Here is a 21,596-nt window from a genome sequence, read left to right on the forward strand (position 1 = left end):
CAGGGTAATTCGGTGGCGGGCGTGCGTACCGTGATCGGTATGGGTGCCGCTTCGTTAAGGCTGCGCCGTCGCTGACAGCGACGGCCTGACGCCTGTCCTTCTTCCGCGCTGACCGTTCTCCGGTCCGCCGTCGCTGTCTCCACGCACTCCTTCTCCCTTCGTGCCTGGAGCAGTCACCCATGCGCTCACGCGTGTCCCCCAACCCGTCCGGCGTGCACCTGTTGTCCTCACGGCAGGTCATCGACCGGCTCGTCGGCGACGCCGGTCTCGGCGCGCACGACCTCGTTCTCGACCTCGGTGCCGGTCCGGGCACCATCACCGCGTCGCTGGCGCACACCGGCGCCCGGGTGCTGGCGGTGGAGCGCGACGCGCGGTACGTCGCCGCGCTGCGCCGCCGCTTCGCCGGCCACGACCGGGTGCGGGTGGTGCACGACGACCTGCGTCGGGTTCGCCTGCCGCGCCGGGACTTCGCGGTGGTGGCGAGCATCCCGTTCGCCACCTCGACGGTGCTGCTGCGCCGGCTGCTGACCCCGGTCCCGGCGCGGCTGGCCCGTGCCGAACTGGTGGTGGAATGGGGACTGGCGCGGCGGTTGACCGCGGCGCGGCCCCGTGACCTGGAACAGGCCTGGTGGGCCGCGCGGTTCGAGCTGCGGCTGGCCAGGCGGATCCCGGCGCGGTGTTTCCGCCCGGCGCCGGCGGTGGACGCCGCGCACCTGAAGGTCCACCGGCGCCGCGAGGTGGACGCCCGGACGGCGGCGGTGCTCTGGCCGTTGCTGACCGAGGCCTACCGCCGCCCGGACGAGCCGGCGCGGCACGTGCTGGGCGACCTGGTGGCCCACCGGTTGGGTCGCCGGCTGCTCCACGAGGCGGGCGCCGACCCGGCTGGGCCGACCCGGAGCGTCCACATCGGACAGTGGTCGCGGGTCGCCGGCGCCCTGGCCGGTGACCGCGCCCTGCGCCCACCGCCACTGCCGAAGTCGTTGCGCAGCTAGGGCTTCCAGGACGGGTCGCGGCCGCTGAGGCCGAGCACCCTGTCCAGCGGCGACGCGTCGGCCGGCACCGGGACCTCCTCGCCGAACGCGCCGTAGGAGCGGCCCTGCTCGGCCATCGCGGCGGTCGACTCGTACACGGCCCGGGCGGTGGCGTCGTCGATGTCCAGTCGCTGGCCGGTGGCGGCGGCGAGGTCCCAGCCGTGCAGGACCAGCTCGCCGACCATCATCATCGCGATCACCGGCGCGGGCATCGAACCGCCGGCCAGACCGGTGTCGCCGTCGAGGGCTCCCGGCTCCGACCACGCCTGCGTCGCCCTGTCCAGCTGGGTCCGCAGAACCTCGAACCAGTCACCCTCGGCGGTGAAGTCGGTCTGCTCGGTGACCGGGTCGTCGGCCGGCGCGGACTCCTTGCGGGCGGCCAGTTCCGAGCGGAACGCCGACCAGAACATCAGGTGGTTCACCACCGCACGGACGTCCCAGTCCGGACACGGGGACGGCAGGCCGAGTTGGTCCGGCTTGACGTTCCCCGCGATCTCCAGCACTGCCCGTCCGGTTGTCGCCATCATCTCGTGCGGTCGCATGTGGTCACGCTAACCCCGCACCGGCTCACCGCGCTTGTACGAACGCGACGCTAGCGTCAGGCCGTGATCGAGTTCGAGATCGACGACGACCGCTCCCGGGTCGACCGGGACGTGCTCTGGGAGTTCCTGTCCACCAAGGCCTACTGGGGCCGGTTCCGGGACCGGGCCAAGGTGGAGCGCCAGCTGGAGTCGGCCTGGCGGATCGTCGCCGCCTACCGTGCCGACGACGGGCGCATGATCGGTTACGCACGGGCGTTCTCCGACGGAGAGGCCTCCGCCTACCTCGCCGACGTGTTCGTCGTGGAGGACGCGCGCGGCAGCGGCGTGGGCAAGGCGCTGGTGCACGCGATGATCGAACAGGGCCCCGGCCCGTACTTCCGCTGGATGCTGCACACCCTCGACGCGCACGAGCTGTACCGCCCGTTCGGGTTCGCCGAGCCGGACGCGACCTACATGGAACGCAAGGGCCGCAACCTGGAGGTGTTCGGCGACCTCAGCGAGCGGTGACATCAGCGAGCGGTGACCTCGCCCAGCTCCCGGCGCAGGTCCCTCGCACCGGCCGCGAGGTGGCCCAGGAAGCTCTCGGCGGCCGGCGGCGGGGTGGCGCCCTCGCGGGTGGCGGCGTGGATCGCCCGGGGCGTGACCTCCTCGGCGCGCAGGCGTTTCAGCAGGATGTCCTGGCGTACCGAGCCGGCGGCCAGGCCCGGCACCAGCGTGATGCCCAGGCCGGCGGCGACCAGGCCCTGCTTGGCGGTCCACTCCCCGACCACGTGGCGCACGGTGGGGCGGAACCCGGAGCGCAGGCACGCGCCGATCAGGGTGTCCTCGACGGTGGTCGAGCCGGCGATCCAGCTCTCCTCCGCCAGCTCGGTGAGCCGGATGGTGCGGCGGGCGGCCAGCCGGTGGCCCAGCGGAAGGGCCACCAGCAGCGGATCGTCGAGCAGGTGACGCAGGACGACGCCGTCCGCCGGTGGGGCGGTGACCACGGCCACGTCCAGCTCACCGCCCAGGACACGGGCGAGCAGGGCGGCGCTGCGCCCGTCGGACAGCGACAGCTCGACACCGGGGTGCGCGGTCCGGAACGCGGCCAGCGCGCGCGGCACCAGCACGGCTCCGGCGGTGGCGAACGCGCCGACCCGCAGCCGCCCGGCCGACAGCTCGCCCACGGCGGCCAGGTCGCGGCGGGCGAGGTCGAGCCGGTCGAGGACGGCCTCGGCGTGCCCGAGCAGGCAGCGGCCGTGCTCGGTCAGCACGACCCCGCGCGGGCGCCGGTCGAACAGCACCGCGCCGGCGTCCTCCTCCAGCGCGGCGACCTGGCGGGAGACCGCCGACTGGGTGTAGCGCAGGGCCTGCGCGGCGGCGCTGAACGAGCCGCGCAGCGCCACCTCGCGGAACACCGACAGCCTCGCGAAGTCCACAGTGGATCCATTCCGTTCGGGCATACCTGACATGCGAAACATTCGCTTGTCGCACAGCTGACCCGACCCTACCGTCGACGGCGTGACCACGAGCTTCCACAACCCGCCGGCCGCACCGCCGCCGGCCGCCGCCTACTCCCAGGTCGCCGACATCGACCTGGGCACCCACCGCCTCCTGGTCCTGTCCGGCCAGGCCGCCCTGGACGAGCACGGCACGGTCGCCGGCGGCGACGACCTGACCGCACAGACCCGGTTCACCTTCGACGCCATCGCCGCCATCCTCGCCGACCGGGGCGCCGGCTTCGCCGACGTCGTCAACCTCCGCAGCTACCTCACCGACATGGACCGGCTGGCCGAGTACGGCGCCGCCCGCCTGCCCTACCTCGGCCAGGCGCGGCCGACCAGCACCACCGTCGAGGTGTCCCGGCTGTTCCGGCCAGGGCTGCTGCTGGAGGTCGACGTCACCGCCGTGGTTCCAGGAACGGCGTGAGCAACCCGGGCACCGCCGCCTCCGCCAGCCGCAGCCCGTCCTGCTCGGCCAGGTCGCGGACCTGGTACTGACCGCCCTTGGCAGCGGTCGTCGCCGCGATCGTGACCAGCCCGGCGCGCCGCTGGAACGGTGAGCGGCGCACCGTCCAGCCGATGATCCCGCCGCGCTGCAACGCGACCGTGTGCCGGCTGCCGGGACCGAAACGGGTCACCAGGTAGCCGTCGGTGAGGCCGTGGCCGAGGTTGCGGTAGTCGTCGAGCGCGAGCAGCACGGCCACCGGGGTCAGCACGACCACCGAGATCCACGCCAGGTGCACCAGCACGACCGTGAGCAGCAGGCCGAGCACCGCGAGGACCCCGCCGACACCCACGACCGCGTAGGTCGCCCACCACAGCCGCCGGGTGCGCGCGGCCACCGGATGCCCCTTGATGTCCACTGTGGACAGCGGGTCGTCGCCAAGCACGGTGGCCGCCACCCGCCGGGCCACCGCCATCGGCGCGGCCGGCAGCAGCGTCTGCGGGTCGGAGCTGTCCCGCTCGGACCACTCCTTGAGCCCGGTGGCCACCACGTCGACCCGCGCGGCACCCATCAGCCGCGCGCCGAAGGGCTCGAACAGGTCCACCCCGCGCAGCCGCCGCTGCTCCAGCGACAGCGACCGGGTGGTGAACAGTCCCCGGCGCACCTGCAGGTTGCCCCGGTCCCTGGTCAGCCGGTACCGCCACCACATCTCGACGAACACGCCGAGCGACCCGACCACCCCGATCAGCAGGCCGATCGCCACCAGCGCGGCCACCAGCACCGGCACCGACACCTCGGCGAACACGTCGCCGACCGTGCTGATCACCGAGTTCTGCACCCCGGCCCAGTCCGCGACCTGCATGACCGCGCCGAACGCCGCCGTGCCCAGGATCGGCGTGGTCACCGCGACCGGCGCGTACCGGATCCACGACCAGTCCAGTGTGGCCAGCGCCGGCGGTTCGGCCTCGGCGACCGGTGGCGCGCCGGCCGGAGCCCGGTCGAGCAGCTCCCGACGCAGCTGCTCGGCCCGGACGCGGGTCACCGGGTCGAGCACCAGGTGGCTGCGCTGGCCGGTGACCTGCTGCCCCGTGCCGACCTTGACCTTGGTCAGGCCGAACATCCGCAGCAGCGGGTTGGCCATCAGGTCCACCGTGCGCACCCGGTCACGCGGGATCGACCGCAGCGTGTGCACCACCCACGCGTACCGCAGCTCCACCCGCTCATCGGTGACCCGGTAGCTGGAATGCCGCCAGCGCAACCAGTCCGCCAGCGCCACGAGCCCGGCCAGCACCAGCACACCGCCGCCGGCGATCGCCGCGACCAGCCCCACCGGCCCGTCCCGACGCACGAAACCCCACACGATCGGCGCCGCGATCCCCACGGCGATCCCGCCGACGGTCAGCGCCGACACCGCCACCGTCCGCCGGTCCAACCGCTCCCAGGCTCCGCTCACGACGCCCCCTCGCAGGCTCGGTCACGCCGCGCGCGGTCGCCCTGTGTTCGATGGTTCGCTCCGCGGGCTCCACTCACGTGGCATCGCCCCGGTGGGCCTGGGTGCTCTCGGTCAGCCGCTCGACCAGGCCGGCGGCCAGCTCGTGGTCCAGGCCGGGGATCTTCAGCGGGCCGGCGGCCGAGGCGGTGGTGACCGTCACGCTGGCCAGCCCGAACAGCTGCTCCAGCGGGCCGCGCGCGGTGTCGACGGTCTGGATGCGCGACATCGGCGCGATCCGCCACTCCTGCCACAGCCAGCCGGTCCTGGTGTAGACGGCGTCCTCGGTGACCTCCCAGCGGTGCACCCGGTACCGCCAGAACGGCACCACCAGCGCGTAGGGCAGGCCCACGACCAGCACGATCCCCAGCGCCAGCAGCAGCCACGGCCGCGCCGGCGTGATCAGGACCGCCAGCACCGTCAGGACCACCGCCGGCACGGCCACCGACACCAGCTCGTTGGTCAGCCAGTAGCCGACCGCCCGCCGCTCCACCCGGTTGCGTGGCGGCCGCAGCCGCACCCCCTCGTTCACCCGTTCCTCCCCGTTCTCGCCCGCGCGTCACACCGTAGGCGCGCCCGGCGTGCGACGGCGTCGGCCGCGAGGACCATCCGCGAGATCATTCCCTTGGCTGACCTGCTCGGCTATGTTGCCCGCTCATGAGACGCGCACTGACAGTGGTCCTGCTGGTCCTGACCACGATGATCGTCGTTCCGGTCGGGCAGGCGGGCGCGACCCCGCTGTCCTGGCGGCCGACACCGACCGGCACCGACGCGCAGCTGCGCGGGCTGTCGGCGGTCAGCCGGCAGGTGGCCTGGGCCAGCGGGGCGCGCGGCACCGTGCTGCGCACCGTCGACGGCGGCCGAAGCTGGGCCCAGGTCGGCCCGGCCGACACCGCCGAGCTGGACTTCCGCGACATCGAGGCGTTCGACGCGCGGACCGCGGTGGCGCTGTCGATCGGGCCGGGTGAGTCGTCGCGGATCTACCGGACCACCGACGGCGGCGCGTCCTGGACCGAGACCTTCCGCAACACCGAGGAGGCCGCGTTCTACAACTGTGTGGCGTTCTTCGACCGCAAGGCCGGTCTGGCCGTCGGTGACCCGGTCGACGGCAAGTTCCGTCTCCTGTCCACCGAGGACGGTGGCCGGTCGTGGCGGGTGCTGCCGGGCGATGGCATGCCCGACGCGCTGCCCGGCGAGTACGGCTTCTCCGCCAGCGGCCAGTGCATCACCACCACCGGGCCGCGCAACGCGTGGCTGGCCACCGGCGGCTCCACCACCGCGCGCGTGCTGCACAGCGACGACCGGGGCCGCACCTGGACCGCCGGCGACACCCCGCTGGTCTCCAGCGAGAGCGCCGGCGTGTTCGCCGTCGCCTTCCGCAACCCCCGCCAGGGCATCGCCATCGGCGGCGACTACGCCAACCCGACCGCCGGCGGCGACAACCTGGCCCTGTCCGGCGACGGCGGCGCGACCTGGCGCGAGCCGGCCAACTCCCCCGCCGGCTACCGCTCGGCGGTCACCTACCACCCGTTCCTCGGCTCGGTGCTGATCGCCGTCGGCCCGACCGGCAGCGACCTGAGCCTCGACGGCGGCCGCCACTGGCGCCAGTTCGACGACGGCTCGTACGACACCGTCGACTGCGCCCGTGACGGCGCCTGCTGGGCGTCCGGGGCCCGCGGCCAGGTGGGCACGCTGCGCCTGGGCTGAGGACACCGCCCGGCCCCGGTCGAGCCGGGGCCGGGCGGGGGACCTAGCAGTTCGCCTCGTGCAGGGCCACGTCGAGCGTGACGGCCTTGCCCTTGGTGATCCGCAGGGTCTTCACCAGGGGGCGGTAGCCGTCCTTGGCGACGACCACGGTGTACGGGTTGCCCCGGGTGTCGAGCCAGTAGGCGTAGCCGCCGGCCGCGTCGGTGTAGAGGGTGCGGTAGCCCGACCACCAGTCGATCTGGACGGTCGCGTCGGCCAGCGGCGCGGTCGCGCCGGCGCAGGACGTCCCGGTCACCGCGCCGAGGACCTTGCCCCACTTCGCCGGGGGGCTGACGGTCATCGTCGCGCCGACCGACGGGCCGGCGTAGGGCGTGTCCTCACTGAGCCTGATCCGGCCGGTGTAGGTACCGGGCTGGTCGATCTGGGCGCTGTCCATGGTGACCGTGACCTCGACGCTGTCACCGGGGGCGATGGTCACCGCCTCCGGGGCGACCCCCAGCCAGCGCAGGTCGTTGTCGACCTTGCCGGTCACGTTCAGCACCAGGTGCATCTCGGGGAAGCCGAGCTGGTCGGTCGAGGTCGGCTCCGGGGTCGCGCAGTCCACGGCCCGCAGGTAGGTCGGCCCGGTCTGGCCCAGGTCGTTGGACCCGGGGAAGAACGCGCCGCCCAGGTTGGTCAGGTCCGGCGAGTCCAGCTCGACGACCAGGGTGGAGCCCTTCGGGGCGGTCCCGGACACCGGGACCGACACCATGGTCATCTCCTGGGGTTCGAGGGTGGTCTCGGCACTGCCGATCAGGGTGAGGTTGTCGTAGGTCAGCTCGCCGTCGAGGGTGTGGAGGCGCACCCCCAGCTGCTGGGCGCCGCGCGCGGACTCCACCCCGAACGACACGCTGGTCACCGTGAAGTCGGTCTCGATGTCGAAGTCCGCCAGGTCGAAGACCCGCAGGAACCCGACGGCGCTGGTGGTGTCACCGCCGGCACAGGACGTCGAGTTGACCATCAGGTCCTGGGAGACCGAGTGGGTGATCGTCAGCTCGTCCTCCGCCGCGTGCGGCGCCACCGTCGTCGCGGTGCGGCCGGCGGGCAGGCCGGAGCCGCCGAACCCGGCCCGCGCGGTCGCGGGCGCCGCCCGGGCGGCCAGGGTCGCGGCCGTGGTCGCGGCCGTCGCCGCCGAGTCCAGCTGGCGCACGGTGGTCGCGCCGCCGCCACCGCCGCCGAGGATCTCGAACGCGCCGTCCCGCCCGGCCAGCTCGACCTCCGCCGGCGCGGTCCCCTCGTTGGTCACGGTGAACGTCCTGGTGGCGGCGCCGCCGAGCTTCAGCGACGACCGCACCTCGGTCCGGTCGACGGTGACGATGCCGGCCGCCAGCGCGAAGTCGACCTCGGTCGCCCAGCGCGGGCGCACGGCGACCGTCGCCGCCCCGTCCTGGTACTCGGCGGAGGTGGCGGAGAACCGGTGCTCGCCGGCCGGCTCGGCGACCGTCCACCAGAACCCGTCGCCCAGGTCCCGGTCGTCGGGGGTGGCGGTGGTGGTGACCGCCCGGTCCGGTGCGGCGAGGTCGGTGACCGTGGCGCCGGCCAGGGCCGCGCCGGTGTTGCGGTCACTGACCTGCCCGACGACCAGACCGCCGTCGACCGGGTCACAGGACCGGGTACCGATCACGACGTCGTCGATCTGCCAGTGGTGGCCGAAGTAGGACCCGTAGTGCCAGCGGAACACGACCTCGCCGTTGCCGGCGGCCCTCGGGACCGCGAGCTCGGTCAGGTTCGGCCCGCGCACGCTCACCCCGGTCTGGCTGCGCACCGACGACCAGGTCTCGCCACCGTCGACGCTGACGTCGACGTCGGCGTAGGTGTCCTTGTAGTACGAGTCGTAGTGCTGCCGGAAGGTCACCGCGACCGACTCGGCGGCGCTCAGGTCCAGCGGCGGCGTGACCAGCGCCGTGTCCTGGGTGTCCAGGAAGAAGCTCTCGCTGTCGATGATCGCGAACGCGCCGGTGCCGCCGGAGCGGTTGCCCCGCTGCTTCGGGTCGTCGAACACCCAGTTCTGGCCCTTGCCGACGCGGTCGTCGATCGTCCAGCCCGCCGGCAGCGCCCCGGCGTCGAAGTTCTCGGTGAGCACCGGCTGGATCGGGCCGAGCCGGTAGCCGGCGGCCACACAGCGGCTGGCGTCGACCGGCAGGGCCACGTCGTTCACGACGTCGGCCGAGCCGACCTCGATCCGGATCGGGTCGGGGGCCAGGTAGCCCTCGTACTGGCTGGCCACCGACAGCGTCCAGGTGGTGTCGACCGGGACCCGGATCGCGTACCGGCCGGTCGCCGGGTCGGTGTGGTCCGACAGCGCCGCCTCGCCGTCGACGGTGACCTTCGCGTACAGCGGCCAGCCCTGACCGGACCCGTCGAGCACCGTGCCGGTGATCGTGGCGGTCGGCACCGACTCCAGCGCGACACCCAGCGTGGTGCGGCCGGCCTCGACCGTGACCGCTTCGGTGGTGTCCTGGTACAGGTAGGCCGACACCGCGACGGTGAACTCGCCGGCGGGCAGCCTCGCCTCGAACGTGCCGTCCGCGCCGCTGGTGCGTTCGCGCTCGACCTCGCCGGTGATGGTGACGGTCGCGCCGGGCACCGGGCGTCCGGTCACGGCGTCGGTGACCGTGCCGGCCAGGACCCCGGCCGCGCCGCTCGGAGCGGCCTCGACCAGGGCGAGCGCGTCGAGCCGGCCCTCGCCGTAGACGTTGTTGTCGTCCCCGTTCGCCCCGGCGGTGCCGCCGCACTGGGTGTCGGGCTGGTCGACGGCGGTGCCGTCGAGCAGGTCGCGGGTGGCGTCGATCTCGCCGGCCAGCGCCGGCGAGGCCGCCCACAGCAGCGCGACCGTGCCGGCGACGTGCGGCGCGGCCATCGAGGTGCCGTTGTAGGAGGCGTAGCCGTTGCCGGGGATGCTGGACCGCACGTCGACGCCCGGCGCGGAGATGTTCGGCTTGGTCTCGCCGTCCTGACCGGCGCCCCGGCTGGAGAAGCCGGCGACGGTGTTGGTGGCGTCGTAGGCGCCGACCGAGTAGTTGGCGATCCGGCTGCCCGGCGAGCCACTGGTCCGGCAGCGTGAGCCGTTGTTGCCGTTGGACCACACGCCGAAGATCCCGGACGCGGCCCACGCGTTGCTGATGTCCTCCATGAACGCCGCGTTCGACGGGCTCTCGGAGCCCCACGAGTTGTTGATGATGTTCGGGCGTTTGCTCGCGTCGGGGTTGTTGCCGTCGAGGTCGGTCGGCTCCAGCATCCACTGACCGGACGCGATCAGCGCCGCGTCGGTCGGGCAGCAGCCGTTGGCGGCGATCCAGGTGGCGCCGGGCGCGACGCCGATCTGGTTGCCGGCGCCGTCGTCGCCGACCATCGTGCCCATCGTGTGGGTGCCGTGGCCGTCGTTGTCGACCGGGTGGTCGCGGGTGCCGGCGTGGTCGAACCAGTTGTAGTCGTGGGTGAACGTGCCGTCGCCGTTGTTGCCCCGGTAGGAGCCGACCAGCGCGGGGTGGTCGTACTGGACGCCGCTGTCGATGTTGGCGATCACCACGCCCTCGCCGCGCACACCCTCGCGCCACACGTCGTCGGCGTTGATGTTCGCGATGCCCCACTCCACCGACTGGACGCGGGCGACGTCGCCGCCCGGCACCGGGTCGGGCAGGTCGACGCGGAAGGTCGGCAACAGCTCCGCCACCTCGGCGTCGCCGGCCAGGGCCATCGCCAGTTCCGGCGACCCGCCCTCCACCCGGATCGCGTTGGTCGCCCAGAACGCCTGGTACTCGACGCCCTCGCGGTCCAGGCTGGCGCGCACACCGGCCTGGCTGGCCAGCGCGGTCTCCCGCAGCTGCCGCGCCACCTCGGCGCCGCGCCGGTCCCAGTCCCGGATCCCGCTGGCCCGCGACAGGTCGGCGGAGTCGGCGAAGCGCACCCAGAAGCCCTCCGCCGTGTCCCCGGTGAACTGGCTGGCCAGCTCCGGCTGGATCTTCGCGGCCACGTCACCGGCGACGTCGCCGGTGAGGTCGACCGGGTCCGGCTGCCACGACGACGCGGCGGCGGTGGACGCGGCCAGCGCCACCGACGCCAGACCACCCACGACGACTCTCAGGTAACGCCCGGCCCGGCGTCTGTCTGTGCTCACGGCAGATCCCTCGTCCCGCTCGGCTGTTCGCCGGAGTCTCGACCGGGACCGCCCGCGCCGACTATGGCAAAAACTGCCAACTAACGTCCCCGGCCGGCGGCGAGACCGGCCTCCACGGCGGCCAGCGCCAGCGCGGCCCGCGAGGGCGCGTTGAGCTTGCGCCGCGCGGCGTCGACGTGGTGGCGCACCGTCCACGGCGACAGGTACAGCCGCTCGGCGATCTGCCGGTTGGTGTGTCCCGCCACGACCAGCCGCACCACCTCCAGCTCACGCGGCGAGAGCTGGTCGCCGTAGGAGGGCCGCCCGCCGCGCGCCGGGCGGACCGTGACGCCCAGCTCGCGCAGCAGCCGGCCGACCCTGGCCGCGTCGGCGGAGGCACCGCACCCGGCCAGCTCGTCGTGCGCGGCCGACAGCACCGCCGTCGCCTCCTCGGCGCGGCCGGCGGCCAGCAGGTGGGTTCCGCGCCGCTCCCCGGCCAGGGCCGCGTCGTAGGGCCGGGGCAGCGCGGCCCACGCGGCGGCCGCCTCGGTGTACCCGGCGGCCGCGGCGCCGTGGTCGCCGCGCGCGTGGTCCAGGATCGCCCGGCAGGTCACCAGCGCCGCCCTCGGCGCGGGGGCGTCCCGGTCACCGAGCCAGCGGCCGAACTCCTCGACCAGCCCGGTGGCCCGCGCGGTCCGGCCGTCCGCGACCAGCGCGTCCAGCCGGGCGACGGCGATGTCGGTGGCCCACAGCCAGATGCCGCTGCGGGCCACCGCCTCGATCGGCGCCTCGGTGACCTCCAGCGCCTCGGCGAGCCGGCCCTGGGCCAGCAGCCGCCTGGCCAGCGCCGCCGCCGCCATCAGGTGCAGCTCGGTGCGCTGCCCCCGGACCTCGTCGAGCAGCTCACCGAGCGTGGCCGCGGCCTGCTCGGCGGTGGCCCTGCCGGTGGCGGCCAGCAGCGCCCCGACGACCGCGGCCTCCAGCCGGTAGGGCGGGCTCATGTCGGTGGCGCGCACCAGGTCGGCCGCGCGCTCGGCCAGGCCGTCCCAGGCGCCGGTGAACCAGTCGAGGTGCAGCCGGGTCACCAGCACCCCGATGCGGTGGCGGTGGTACTGGTGGCGTTCGGCGAGTTCGGCCGCCCGGTCGAGGTGGCGGCGGGCGTCGGCGTAGCGGCCCCACCGCAGGGCCAGGTCACCGACGTTGAGGTGGCCCCGGGTGACCTGCGCGCCCTGCTCCGGGCTGGCGGCGTCGTCGGGCAGGGCGGCGGCCTCGGCCCAGCCGGACTCCTCGCCCAGGTGCAGCAGGGCGGTGGTGCGGTCGACGGCGAGGGTCAGCCGGCCGAGCGGTTCGAGGTGCACGGCCAGCCCGGCCGCCCGCTCCAGCCACGACAGGTGCGCCGAGGCCGGCAGGGCCGTGCCGACCGGCCAGCCGAGGAAGGACATCGCGCGGACCGCCTCCGCCGGGTCGTGCTCCAGGTCGGGCAGCGCGTTCTCCATCTCGGCGCGGGCGGCGTCGAAGTCGGCGGTGATCGGCAGCAGGCGCCCGAGCCGCACCCGCAGCCGGCCCCGCAACGGCGGGGCGAGCCCCGGGCGGTCCAGCACCCGGCGCAGGGTCGCGACCAGGGCGCCGTAGCGGTCGGAGTCGGCCAGCGTGCCGGTGGGGATCTTCCCGATCAGCCGCACCAGCGACTCGACGTCGACGCCGTCGTGGGTGGCCAGGTCACCCAGCAGTTCACCGGCGGCCATCTCGTCGCCGGCGGTGAGCGCGAGGTCGGCCGCCTGCTCGCCGTAGTGGTGCCAGGCGGCGGTCTCGCCGGCCTCGCGGTAGTGCAGCGCGAGCCTGGCGACCGACTCGGGGGCGGTGGTGCGCAGCACGGTCGCCGCCCTGCGGTGCAGGTCGCGGCGCTGCGGTGCCGGGGTCGCCTCGTAGACGGCCCTGGCGGCCAGGACGTGCGCGAAGGCGGTCCTGCCCCGGTCGTCCTCGCGCAGCAGACGGGACCCGACGGCCTCGGCGAGCCCGTCGACGGCGGCACCCGCGTCCAGGCCGGTGACCGAGGCGACGATCCTCGGGTCGGCCGGCTCGGCGAGCACCGCGATCGCCCGCGACACCGCCCGCGCGTCCTCGCCCAGCCGCCCGAACCGTTCGAGCACCGCGTCGCGCACCGTCGCCGGCACGTGCAGTTCGGCGATGCTGACCCGCTCCCACCGGTGGTCGCGCCGGACCAGGGCGGCGCGCTCGTGCATGACCCGCACCGACTCCTCCACCGCGAACGGCAGGCCCGTCGTGCGTTCGTGCAGGAACCGGGCGAACTCCTCGGACAGCGGCTCGTCGTGCAGCATCGAGGACACCAGCGCGGCCGTGCCGGTCACGTCCAGCGGCGTGAGCACGATGCGGGTCAGGGCCGTGCCCCGTGCCGGACGCGAGGACATCCGCCGCACCAGCGACTCCGGCGGCAGGTCCTCGGGCCGGTAGGTCAGCACCAGGCTGACCGGGTCGGGGCCGCCGGCGAGGAACAGCAGGAACTCCAGTGTCGCGTCGTCGGCCCAGTGGACGTCCTCCACGACCAGCACCGCCACGTCCAGCCCGGCGAGCAGTTCGGCCAGCGCGCGGAACAGCCGGTGCCGGGAGGCGGTGGCGTCCTCGGCCGGCTCGGGCAGCGGCGGCAGGGCGCCGGCCCACTCGGGGAACAGCGGTCGCAGCGCCCCGGCCAGCGCGCTCAACCCCAGCCCGGTCACGTCCGGCACCCACCGGCGCAGCGTGTCGACGACCGGGCCGAGGGTCAGCGGCTCGCGGAACGGCGGGCAGCCCGCGACCAGGACCGTCCCGGCGGGCGGGGTGCGGGCGAGCGACTCCCGCAGCAGGCGGGACTTGCCGACCCCGGCCTCGCCCTCGACCAGGACCAGTGCCGGCGCGACCGCCAGCCCGCCGGCGAACGCCGCCAGTTCGGCCTCCCGCGCCACCAGCCGCGACGCCGCCAGCACGAGCCCGGCGGCGGCACCGCCCGACTCGACCATCGGCGATCGGCTCCTCGGGTGGGGAAGACCAGGTGGACCGTATTGTGCAGCCCGTCCGTCCGAGCGGGAAGGGATTCGCCGGCCCGGTCACACACGACGACGGCGCCGGGAGTCCACGGTGGACTCCCGGCGCCGTGTGCGAAACCGGGCTAGCCGCGCTCGCCCTCGGTCACCGGCTCCTTCACCTCGTCGCCGTCGACGACGGGTTCGGTGCTGGACTCGGCCACCGGGGTCGGCAGGTTCTTGCCGCGCGGCAGGAACAGCGCCGGCAGCAGCGACAGCGCCAACAGCACCAGCGCCCAGACGAAGGTCGAGGCGTAGGCGTCGGCCATCGGCGGGGCGATCAGCGGACGCAGCTGCTCCGGAACGTCCTGCATGGACGTGATCTCCGGGACCTCCGCGCCGGGCGGCGGGGGCGGCAGCTGCGCCATCATCTCGGCGACCTTGCTCTTCATCTCGTTGAACAGGATCACCGACAGCATCGCCGTGCCGATCGAGGCGGCGACCTGCTGGATGATGTTCAGGCTCGTCGACGCCTTGGCGACGTCGTCGGGCTTGAGCGTCTTCAGCGCGATCGACATGATCGGCATCATCGACATGCCCATCCCGATGCCCAGCACGAACAGCGCCGCGCCGATCGCCCAGTACGAGGTGTCCGCGCCGAGTTGGGTGAACACGACCATCGACCCGACGATGACCACGATGCCCAGCTGGGCCATCCTGGCCGCGCCGCCCCGGTCGACGATCATGCCGGCGATCGGCATCATGATCATCGCCGCGACGCCCTGCGGGGCCAGCAGCAGACCGGCGTTGAGCGCGCTCTCGAACCGCACCTGCTGGAAGTACAGCGGGAACAGCAGCATGGCGCCGAAGAACGACACCACGAACAGCACCATCGTCAGTGTCGCCACCGAGAAACCCCGGTCACGGAACAACTTCAGGTCGATCAGCGCGTGCGGGGTGCGCCGCGCGTGCAGGACGAACAGCACCACCAGGATCAGCCCGCCGCCACCGGGCAGGTAGACCTCCGGGTGGTTGAAGCCCTCCTTGGACGGCACCTGCGCGAGGCCGTAGATCAGCGCGGCGAGACCGGGCGAGAGCAGGAGCAGGCCGAGCGCGTCGAACTTCTCCGCCGGCTTGGGCTCGTCGTCGTCGAGGATCTTCGCGCCCATCACCAGGGAGATGATCCCGATCGGCACGTTGATGAAGAAGATCCAGCGCCAGGACACGTCGTCGACCAGCCAGCCGCCGAGGATCGGGCCCAGGATCGGGCCGAGCAGCATCGGCACGCCGAGCACGGCCATCACCCGGCCGACCCGCTCCGGCCCGGCCGCCTTGGTGAGGATCGTCATGCCCAGCGGCATCAGCATGCCGCCGCCCAGACCCTGCAGGACGCGGAACAGGATCAGCGACTCGGTCGACCACGCGGTGCCCGCCGCGGCCGAGCCGAGCATGAACAGGAAGATCGCGCCGAGGTAGATCCGCTTGGTGCCGAACCGGTTCGCGGCCCAGCCGGAGAGCGGGATCACGGTGGCCAGCGCCAGGGTGTACCCCGTGGCGATCCACTGCATCTGGTCGAGGCTGGAGTTGAACTCGATGATCAGCCGGTCGAGGGCGATGTTGACCACGGTGATGTCGAGCATCGCCATGATCGCGCCGAGCACCACCACCGAGCCGATCATGATGATCCGCCGGTCGAGCCCCTGGTCCCCCGCTGGCGCCGCCGAGGCGGCGGGCGTCGGAGGTAGTGGTTCCATCAAAGCCTTGTCTCCCCTTGTGTGCGGGTGGTTGTTGATGTCAGCTCGGTTCCTCGAGCCAGGATCGGCGTCAGCGCCTCGGACAACCGCTCCCGCTCGCGGTCGTTGAGGTGGCCGACGCACTCCCGGACGGCTTCGCGGTGGGCGTGCACGAATCCGGCCACGAACACGCGGCCGTGCTCGGTGAGTCGGACCCGTTTGATCCGGCGGTCCTGCTCGTCCTCCCTGCGCGTGACCATCTCGGCACGGGTCAGCGCCTGGACGGCGCGACCGGCGGTCGCCATTGACAACGCGAGAAGATCGGCCAGTTCGTTGAGCGCGAGTTCCTGTTCGTGCTGGCAGTCGGCGAGCACGAACAGGGTGCGCAGCTGGGAGAATGACAGATCCAGCCCGGCGGCGACACCCAATATGTGGGCCTCTCCGCTCTTCTTCAGGCTGGCCAGGCAGCTGACGACGTCGTCGGTCAGGGCGTCGACCGACGGCGCTGATGTTTTCACGGTTGCAATGATCGCACCCAGGCAACTAACTGCAAGTAACTGTGATCGGGCACTCATCCTTCTTCTAGGTGAAATCTACGCCCTCTCTAGTGACACTCCGCGATCCACTACCGCCACGTAGCCGCACCCGGACCAGAACTGTCGGGGACGGACGGCAGAATGCACGCCGTGACCGCCACCACCACTCCCATGTCCGTGTACACCCGCATCGCCGAGGAGCTCAGCGTCGCCGAACGACAGGTGCGCTCGGCCGTGGAGCTGCTCGACGGCGGCTCGACCGTGCCCTTCATCGCCCGGTACCGCAAGGAGGTCACCGGCGCCCTGGACGACACCCAGCTCCGCACGCTGGAGGAGCGCCTGCGCTACCTGCGCGAGCTGGAGGAGCGCCGCGCCGCCGTGCTGGAGTCCATCCGGAGCCAGGGCAAGCTCGACGACGCGCTCACCGCGCAGATCATGGCCGCCGACTCCAAGGCCCGCCTCGAGGACATCTACCTGCCCTACAAGCCCAAGCGGCGCACCAAGGCCCAGATCGCCCGCGAGGCCGGCCTCGAACCGCTGGCCGACGGCCTGCTCGACAACCCCGACACCGACCCGACGGCCGCCGCCGCGGTGTTCGTCGACGCCGAGAAGGGCGTCGCCGACGCCCAGGCCGCGCTCGACGGCGCCCGCGCCATCCTGGTCGAGCGCTTCGGTGAGGACGCCGACCTGATCGGCACCCTGCGCGAGCGGATGTGGAACCAGGGCCGGCTCGTGGCCAAGGTCCGCGACGGCAAGCAGGAGGCTGGCACCAAGTTCGCCGACTACTTCGACTTCTCCGAGCCGTTCAGCAAGCTCCCCTCCCACCGCATCCTCGCCATGTTCCGCGGCGAGAAGGAGGAGATGCTGGAGCTGACCCTCGACCCGCACCCCGACGAGGAGCAGCCCCCCGGCCCCTCGGCCTACGAGGTCGCCATCGCCTCCCGGTTCGGCGTCGACGACCGGGGCCGCGCGGCCGACAAGTGGCTGGGCGACACCGTCCGCTGGGCCTGGCGCACCCGCATCCTCGTGCACCTGGGCATCGACCTGCGCACCCGGCTGCGTCAGGACGCCGAGGACGAGGCCGTGCGCGTGTTCGCCGCCAACCTGCGCGACCTGCTGCTGGCCGCCCCCGCCGGCACCCGCGCGACCATGGGCCTCGACCCTGGCCTGCGCACCGGCGTCAAGGTCGCGATCGTCGACGCCACCGGCAAGGTCGTGGCCACCGACACCATCTACCCGCACGCCCCGGCCCGGCGCTGGGACGAGTCGCTGGTCACCCTGCACCGGCTGGCCAAGCAGCACGACGTCGACCTGATCGCCATCGGCAACGGCACCGCCTCCCGCGAGACCGACAAGCTGGCCGCCGAGCTGCTCGGCAAGGCCCCCGAGCTGAAGCTGACCAAGGTGATGGTGTCCGAGGCCGGCGCGTCGGTGTACTCGGCGTCGGCCTACGCCTCCCAGGAGCTGCCCGACCTGGACGTGTCGCTGCGCGGCGCGGTGTCCATCGCCCGGCGGTTGCAGGACCCGCTGGCCGAGCTGGTGAAGATCGACCCCAAGTCGATCGGTGTCGGGCAGTACCAGCACGACATCTCCGAGGTGAAGCTGTCCCGCTCGCTGGACGCGGTGGTCGAGGACTGTGTGAACGGCGTGGGGGTCGACCTCAACACCGCCTCGGCGCCCCTGCTGACCAGGGTGTCGGGCATCGGCGGCGCGCTCGCGGCCAACATCGTGGCCCACCGCGACGCCAACGGCCCGTTCCGGTCGCGTACCTCGCTCAAGGACGTGTCCAAGCTGGGCCCCAAGGCCTTCGAGCAGTGCGCCGGCTTCCTGCGCATCCCCGGCGGCGACGACCCGCTGGACGCCTCGTCGGTGCACCCGGAGGCCTACCCGGTGGTCCGCCGGATCGTCTCGGCCACCGGCACCCAGCTCGCCGAGCTGATCGGCAACACCAAGGCGCTCAAGGCCCTGGCGCCCGAGCGGTTCGTCGACGAGACGTTCGGCCTGCCGACGGTTACCGACATCCTCGCCGAGCTGGACAAGCCCGGCCGCGACCCGCGTCCGGCGTTCAAAACGGCCGAGTTCAACGACGCCGTGCACACCCTCGCCGACCTCAAGGTCGGCATGGTGCTGGAGGGTGTGGTCACCAACGTGGCCGCGTTCGGCGCGTTCATCGACATCGGCGTGCACTGTGACGGGCTCGCGCACGTCTCCCAGCTGTCGCGGACCTTCGTCAAGGACCCGCGCGAGGTGGTGAAGTCCGGCGACATCGTGCGGGCCAAGGTCCTGGAGGTCGACACCCAGCGCAAGCGGATCTCGCTGACGCTGCGCCTGGAGGAGGAGACCACCGGCCGGGGCCGGCCGGAGCAGCGCGGCGGCGGCCAGCAGGGCGGCGGCCAACGCGGCCAGCGCGGCGGTGGCGGTGGCGGTGGCCAGCGCGGCGGCGGGCAGGGTCAGCGCCGGGGCGGCAACCAGCGCGGTGGCGGCGCCCCGGGCGGCGCGATGGCCGACGCCCTGCGCAAGGCGGGCTACCGACCCAACTGACCAGGCGCTTATGTTGGCGGCATGGGAAAGGTCTACGAGCGGATCGAGCCGAGGCTGCGGGCGTTCATCGAGGAGCAACCGGTGTTCTTCGTGGCGTCCGCGCCGCTGGCCGGCGACGGTCACGTCAACCTGTCACCGAAGGGCCGCGCCGGCACGCTGGTCGTGCTCGACGAGCTGACCCTGGCCTACCTGGATTTCGGCGGCAGCCACGCCGAGACCCTGGCCCACCTGCGGGAGAACGGCCGGGTCACGCTGATGTGGTGCGCGTTCACCGGCCCGCCGAAGGTGCTGCGGGTGCACGGCCGGGGCGAGCCGGTGTTCCGCGACGACCCGCGCTGGCCGGCGCTGATCGGGCACTTCGGCGAGGTCGACGGGCCGGGCGCGCGGTCGATCGTGCTGGTGCGCGCGACGAAGGTCAGCGACAGCTGTGGCTTCGCCGTGCCGTTCCTGGACTACCGGGCCGAACGCACCCAGCACGCGGAGCACTTCGGCCGCAAGTCCGACGCCGAGTTCGCCGCCTACTGCGCCCGCAAGCCGTTCAACGGGCGCAGCATCGACGGCCTGCCCGCGCTCCCGCTGCCCTTACCCGACCGGCCGGCCCGGGAAAATCAGCTCTGAACGATCATGGTTGCCGTGGTGGTGGTCACACTGGCAACCTCGCGGCATGACTCGCCTCAACCAGGCCGCGCGTGAACTCATCGAGTCCGGCGCGCTGGCCCACCTCGCCACCATCAACCCCGACGGTTCGCCCCAGGTGTCGGTCATCTGGGTGGGCCTCGACGGTGACGACCTGGTCTCCGGGCACCTGTCCGGCGACCTGCGGAAGTTGCACAACCTGCGCCGCGACCCCCGGGTCTCGGTCTCCTTCCAGTCCCCGACGCTCAACGCCATGCAACTCAACGAGCACCTCGTCGTGCGCGGCACCGCCACGGTCACCGAGGGCGGCGCGCCCGAACTGCTGGCCCGGCTCGCCAGGACCTACATCGGCCCGGACGCCACGTTCCCGCCGATCCCCGACCCGCCGGCCGGGTTCGTCACCCGGATCAAGGTCACCCGGATCGGCGGCGCCGGCACCTGGCAGGACTGATCGCCGCTAGGGTGAGTCATGCTCTACGTCGGCTGTTACACCGCCGCCAGCGGCGGCAACGGGACCGGGATCACCGCACTGCGCCAGGAGCCGTCGGGCGCGCTGACGCCGGTCGCCGAACTGCCGATGACCTCGCCCTCCTGGCTGACCAGACATCCCGACGCTCCGGTGCTCTACGCGGCCAACGAGTCGGCCGACGGTGCGATCACCACCGTCGGCCTGCCGGGGCTCTCGGCGCTGGACACGGTGTCCTCCGGCGGCGCCGACCCGTGCCACCTCGCGGTCACCCCGGACGGCCGTTTCCTGTTGTGCGCCAACTACTCCAGCGGCAGCCTGGCGGTCTTCGGGCTGGCCGGCGACGGACGGATCACCGGCCGGACCGACCTGGTCACGCACACCGGCTCCGGCCCGGTCGCCGGCCGCCAGGAGGCCGCGCACGTGCACATGGCCGTCCCGCTGGCCACCGAGCGCGGCACCCTGGTCTGCGCGGTCGACCTGGGCACCGACGAGATCCGCGCCTACCTGCTCGCCGGGGACGGCACGCTCACCGAGGAGGCGGTCTCGGCGATGCCGCCCGGGACCGGGCCGCGCCAGCTGGTCCGCCGCCCCGGCACCGACCTGGGCTACGTCGCCGGTGAGCTGGCCGGCACGCTGGTCACCGTGCGGGAGCAGCCGGCCGGCACGTTCACCCCGCTGGGGGCCACCGGCGCCACCGCCAACCCGTACGAGGGCGAGAACTTCGTGGCGCACACCCAGATCGTCGGCGACCGGCTGTACCTGTCGAACCGGGGCCCGGACTGTGTCACCGAGTTCGACCTGACCGGCCCGGCCCCGACCGCGGTGACCGACCACCCGTGCGGTGCGTTCCCCCGGCACTTCACCGTGCTCGACGGCGTCTGCCACACCGCCGCGCAGCTCGACGACGCGATCGTGTCGGTCCCGCTGGCGGGCGGGCCGGCCAGCCGGTTCGCCACCGGGTCACCGACCTGTGTGATCGCCGGCTAGCCCCCGCGCCCCGCGGTCGTACCTGGTTCAGCGCCGGCCGACGGGGTTGGTCAGCGTGCCGAGGCCCTCGATGGTGATCGACACGGTCTGGCCGGGGGTCATCGGGCCGACCCCGGCGGGGGTGCCGGTCAGGATGATGTCCAGCGGGCGCAGGGTCATCACCGCCGAGACGTACTCGATCAGCGCCGGCACGTCGTTGATCATCAGCGAGGTGCGGGAGTCCTGGCGGGGTTGTCCGTCCAGCGTGGAGCGGATGGCCACGTCGGAGGGGTCGAACACGGTCTCGATCCACGGGCCGAGCGGGCAGAACGTGTCGTGGCCCTTGGCGCGGGTCCACTGGCCGTCGGCCTCCTGCTGGTCGCGGGCGGTGACGTCGTTGGCGATCGTGTAGCCCAGCACCGAGGACAGCGCGCGCTCGGCCGGGATGTCCCGCCCGCCGGAGCCGATGACCACGGCCAGTTCCGCCTCGAAGTCGACCCGGGTGGAGTCGGCCGGCAGCTTGATCTCCGCGCCGGGGCCGATGACCGCGGTGTTCGGCTTGAGGAACAGGATCGGCGCGTCCGGGACCGCGTTGCCGAACTCCTCGGCGTGCTCGGCGTAGTTGCGGCCGATGCAGACGATCTTGGGCGGCAGGAACGGGGTCAGCAGCCGAACCTCGTTCAGCGGCCAGGTGGTGCCGGTGAACGTGGGGTCGGTCCAGGGGGTCGTGTTCGGGTCGTTGGCGATCTCCGCCACGGTCAGGTCGTCGCCGTCCCCGTGGACGGCACCGAACGCGACTCCCTTGGGTGAGGCAACTCGAGCGATTCGCACGCCGGAAAGCCTACTGACCCGTCCGGATTGGCCCGGT

17 protein-coding genes are annotated in these 21,596 nt (G+C 73.2%); 8 read left to right on the forward strand and 9 right to left on the reverse strand.

Going from position 1 to position 21,596, the window contains the following annotated elements:
• Positions 1–179: 179 nt before the first annotated feature.
• Positions 180–992 (forward strand): 23S rRNA (adenine(2058)-N(6))-methyltransferase Erm(C), encoded by an 813-nt coding sequence (locus tag BLA60_RS22245; RefSeq protein WP_084735181.1) that lies wholly within the window; start codon positions 180–182, stop codon positions 990–992.
• Here BLA60_RS22245 and BLA60_RS22250 read toward each other — a convergent pair.
• On the reverse strand, positions 989–1,573 hold the full coding sequence (locus tag BLA60_RS22250; RefSeq protein ID WP_084735182.1) for a TIGR03086 family metal-binding protein: 585 nt from the start codon (positions 1,571–1,573) through the stop codon (positions 989–991). The two genes, BLA60_RS22245 and BLA60_RS22250, sit on opposite strands and share 4 nt — an antisense overlap.
• Positions 1,574–1,639: 66 nt before the next feature.
• Between BLA60_RS22250 and BLA60_RS22255 the strand changes: the two genes are divergently transcribed.
• Positions 1,640–2,080, forward strand: a complete 441-nt coding sequence (locus tag BLA60_RS22255; protein ID WP_075135025.1) for a GNAT family N-acetyltransferase — start codon at positions 1,640–1,642, stop codon at positions 2,078–2,080.
• Positions 2,081–2,082: 2 nt separating this feature from the next.
• Here the strand turns inward: BLA60_RS22255 and BLA60_RS22260 are convergent, their stop codons facing one another.
• Positions 2,083–3,015: a LysR family transcriptional regulator gene (locus BLA60_RS22260; protein ID WP_211288811.1), complete on the reverse strand. Its 933-nt coding sequence runs from the start codon at positions 3,013–3,015 to the stop codon at positions 2,083–2,085.
• 58 nt (positions 3,016–3,073) lie between these two features.
• Here BLA60_RS22260 and BLA60_RS22265 point away from each other — a divergent pair, with 58 nt between their 5' ends.
• Entirely contained in the window at positions 3,074–3,481 is a 408-nt protein-coding gene (locus tag BLA60_RS22265; protein ID WP_075134895.1) for a RidA family protein, read from the forward strand.
• Here the strand turns inward: BLA60_RS22265 and BLA60_RS22270 are convergent.
• The gene (locus BLA60_RS22270; RefSeq protein ID WP_084735184.1) at positions 3,453–4,952 is read right to left on the reverse strand and encodes a PH domain-containing protein; all 1,500 of its coding nucleotides are present in this window, start codon (positions 4,950–4,952) and stop codon (positions 3,453–3,455) included. The two genes, BLA60_RS22265 and BLA60_RS22270, sit on opposite strands and share 29 nt — an antisense overlap.
• Positions 4,953–5,025: 73 nt before the next feature.
• Positions 5,026–5,520 carry a PH domain-containing protein gene (locus tag BLA60_RS22275; RefSeq protein WP_075134897.1) on the reverse strand — a complete coding sequence of 165 codons (495 nt, stop codon included), beginning with the start codon at positions 5,518–5,520 and terminating at the stop codon, positions 5,026–5,028.
• 125 nt (positions 5,521–5,645) lie between these two features.
• On the opposite strand from BLA60_RS22275, the gene BLA60_RS22280 reads away from it, so the two are divergent.
• A complete protein-coding gene (locus tag BLA60_RS22280) occupies positions 5,646–6,695 on the forward strand; it encodes a WD40/YVTN/BNR-like repeat-containing protein (protein WP_154814516.1) in 1,050 nt (349 codons plus the stop codon).
• Between the two features lie 43 nt (positions 6,696–6,738).
• Here BLA60_RS22280 and BLA60_RS22285 read toward each other — a convergent pair whose 3' ends face one another.
• The 4 genes from BLA60_RS22285 to BLA60_RS22300 all read right to left on the reverse strand — a co-directional run bounded on the left by BLA60_RS22285 (position 6,739) and on the right by BLA60_RS22300 (position 16,155).
• Entirely contained in the window at positions 6,739–10,851 is a 4,113-nt protein-coding gene (locus tag BLA60_RS22285; protein WP_154814517.1) for a S8 family serine peptidase, read from the reverse strand.
• An 80-nt stretch (positions 10,852–10,931) separates the two neighbouring features.
• Positions 10,932–13,844, reverse strand: coding sequence for an ATP-binding protein (locus tag BLA60_RS22290; protein WP_075134899.1), 2,913 nt, complete (start codon positions 13,842–13,844; stop codon positions 10,932–10,934).
• 149 nt (positions 13,845–13,993) lie between these two features.
• Positions 13,994–15,601: a DHA2 family efflux MFS transporter permease subunit gene (locus tag BLA60_RS22295; RefSeq protein ID WP_075134900.1), complete on the reverse strand. Its 1,608-nt coding sequence runs from the start codon at positions 15,599–15,601 to the stop codon at positions 13,994–13,996.
• On the reverse strand, positions 15,601–16,155 hold the full coding sequence (locus BLA60_RS22300) for a MarR family winged helix-turn-helix transcriptional regulator (RefSeq protein WP_084735185.1): 555 nt from the start codon (positions 16,153–16,155) through the stop codon (positions 15,601–15,603). Before BLA60_RS22300 ends, BLA60_RS22295 begins: the two co-directional genes overlap by 1 nt.
• A 132-nt stretch (positions 16,156–16,287) precedes the next feature.
• On the opposite strand from BLA60_RS22300, the gene BLA60_RS22305 reads away from it, so the two are divergent.
• The 4 genes from BLA60_RS22305 to BLA60_RS22320 are packed head-to-tail and all read left to right on the forward strand — an operon-like array spanning position 16,288 to position 20,749.
• A complete protein-coding gene (locus BLA60_RS22305) occupies positions 16,288–18,657 on the forward strand; it encodes a Tex family protein (RefSeq protein WP_075135028.1) in 2,370 nt (789 codons plus the stop codon).
• Between the two features lie 21 nt (positions 18,658–18,678).
• A complete protein-coding gene (locus BLA60_RS22310) occupies positions 18,679–19,275 on the forward strand; it encodes a pyridoxamine 5'-phosphate oxidase family protein (protein ID WP_075134901.1) in 597 nt (198 codons plus the stop codon).
• A gap of 46 nt (positions 19,276–19,321) precedes the next feature.
• On the forward strand, positions 19,322–19,744 hold the full coding sequence (locus tag BLA60_RS22315) for a PPOX class F420-dependent oxidoreductase (RefSeq protein WP_075134902.1): 423 nt from the start codon (positions 19,322–19,324) through the stop codon (positions 19,742–19,744).
• 18 nt (positions 19,745–19,762) lie between these two features.
• Positions 19,763–20,749, forward strand: coding sequence for a lactonase family protein (locus BLA60_RS22320; protein WP_075134903.1), 987 nt, complete (start codon positions 19,763–19,765; stop codon positions 20,747–20,749).
• Positions 20,750–20,776: 27 nt separating this feature from the next.
• On the opposite strand, the gene BLA60_RS22325 is transcribed toward BLA60_RS22320, so the two are convergent.
• Entirely contained in the window at positions 20,777–21,559 is a 783-nt protein-coding gene (locus BLA60_RS22325; RefSeq protein WP_075134904.1) for a fumarylacetoacetate hydrolase family protein, read from the reverse strand.
• Positions 21,560–21,596 lie beyond the last annotated feature (37 nt).

The organism is Actinophytocola xinjiangensis, from assembly GCF_001921215.1.
In the GTDB taxonomy this organism is placed as follows: domain Bacteria; phylum Actinomycetota; class Actinomycetes; order Mycobacteriales; family Pseudonocardiaceae; genus Actinophytocola; species Actinophytocola xinjiangensis.

What these genes read in the sequence shown, in the direction of transcription:
- BLA60_RS22245 (WP_084735181.1), top strand. Translation starts at nt 180, where the DNA reads ATGCGCTCACGCGTGTCCCCCAACCCGTCCGGCGTGCACCTGTTGTCC.
- BLA60_RS22250 (WP_084735182.1), bottom strand. Translation starts at nt 1,573, where the DNA reads ATGCGACCGCACGAGATGATGGCGACAACCGGACGGGCAGTGCTGGAG.
- BLA60_RS22260 (WP_211288811.1), bottom strand. Translation starts at nt 3,015, where the DNA reads ATGCCCGAACGGAATGGATCCACTGTGGACTTCGCGAGGCTGTCGGTG.
- BLA60_RS22280 (WP_154814516.1), top strand. Translation starts at nt 5,646, where the DNA reads ATGAGACGCGCACTGACAGTGGTCCTGCTGGTCCTGACCACGATGATC.
- BLA60_RS22290 (WP_075134899.1), bottom strand. Translation starts at nt 13,844, where the DNA reads ATGGTCGAGTCGGGCGGTGCCGCCGCCGGGCTCGTGCTGGCGGCGTCG.
- BLA60_RS22295 (WP_075134900.1), bottom strand. Translation starts at nt 15,601, where the DNA reads ATGGAACCACTACCTCCGACGCCCGCCGCCTCGGCGGCGCCAGCGGGG.
- BLA60_RS22300 (WP_084735185.1), bottom strand. Translation starts at nt 16,155, where the DNA reads ATGAGTGCCCGATCACAGTTACTTGCAGTTAGTTGCCTGGGTGCGATC.
- BLA60_RS22305 (WP_075135028.1), top strand. Translation starts at nt 16,288, where the DNA reads ATGTCCGTGTACACCCGCATCGCCGAGGAGCTCAGCGTCGCCGAACGA.
- BLA60_RS22310 (WP_075134901.1), top strand. Translation starts at nt 18,679, where the DNA reads ATGGGAAAGGTCTACGAGCGGATCGAGCCGAGGCTGCGGGCGTTCATC.
- BLA60_RS22315 (WP_075134902.1), top strand. Translation starts at nt 19,322, where the DNA reads ATGACTCGCCTCAACCAGGCCGCGCGTGAACTCATCGAGTCCGGCGCG.
- BLA60_RS22320 (WP_075134903.1), top strand. Translation starts at nt 19,763, where the DNA reads ATGCTCTACGTCGGCTGTTACACCGCCGCCAGCGGCGGCAACGGGACC.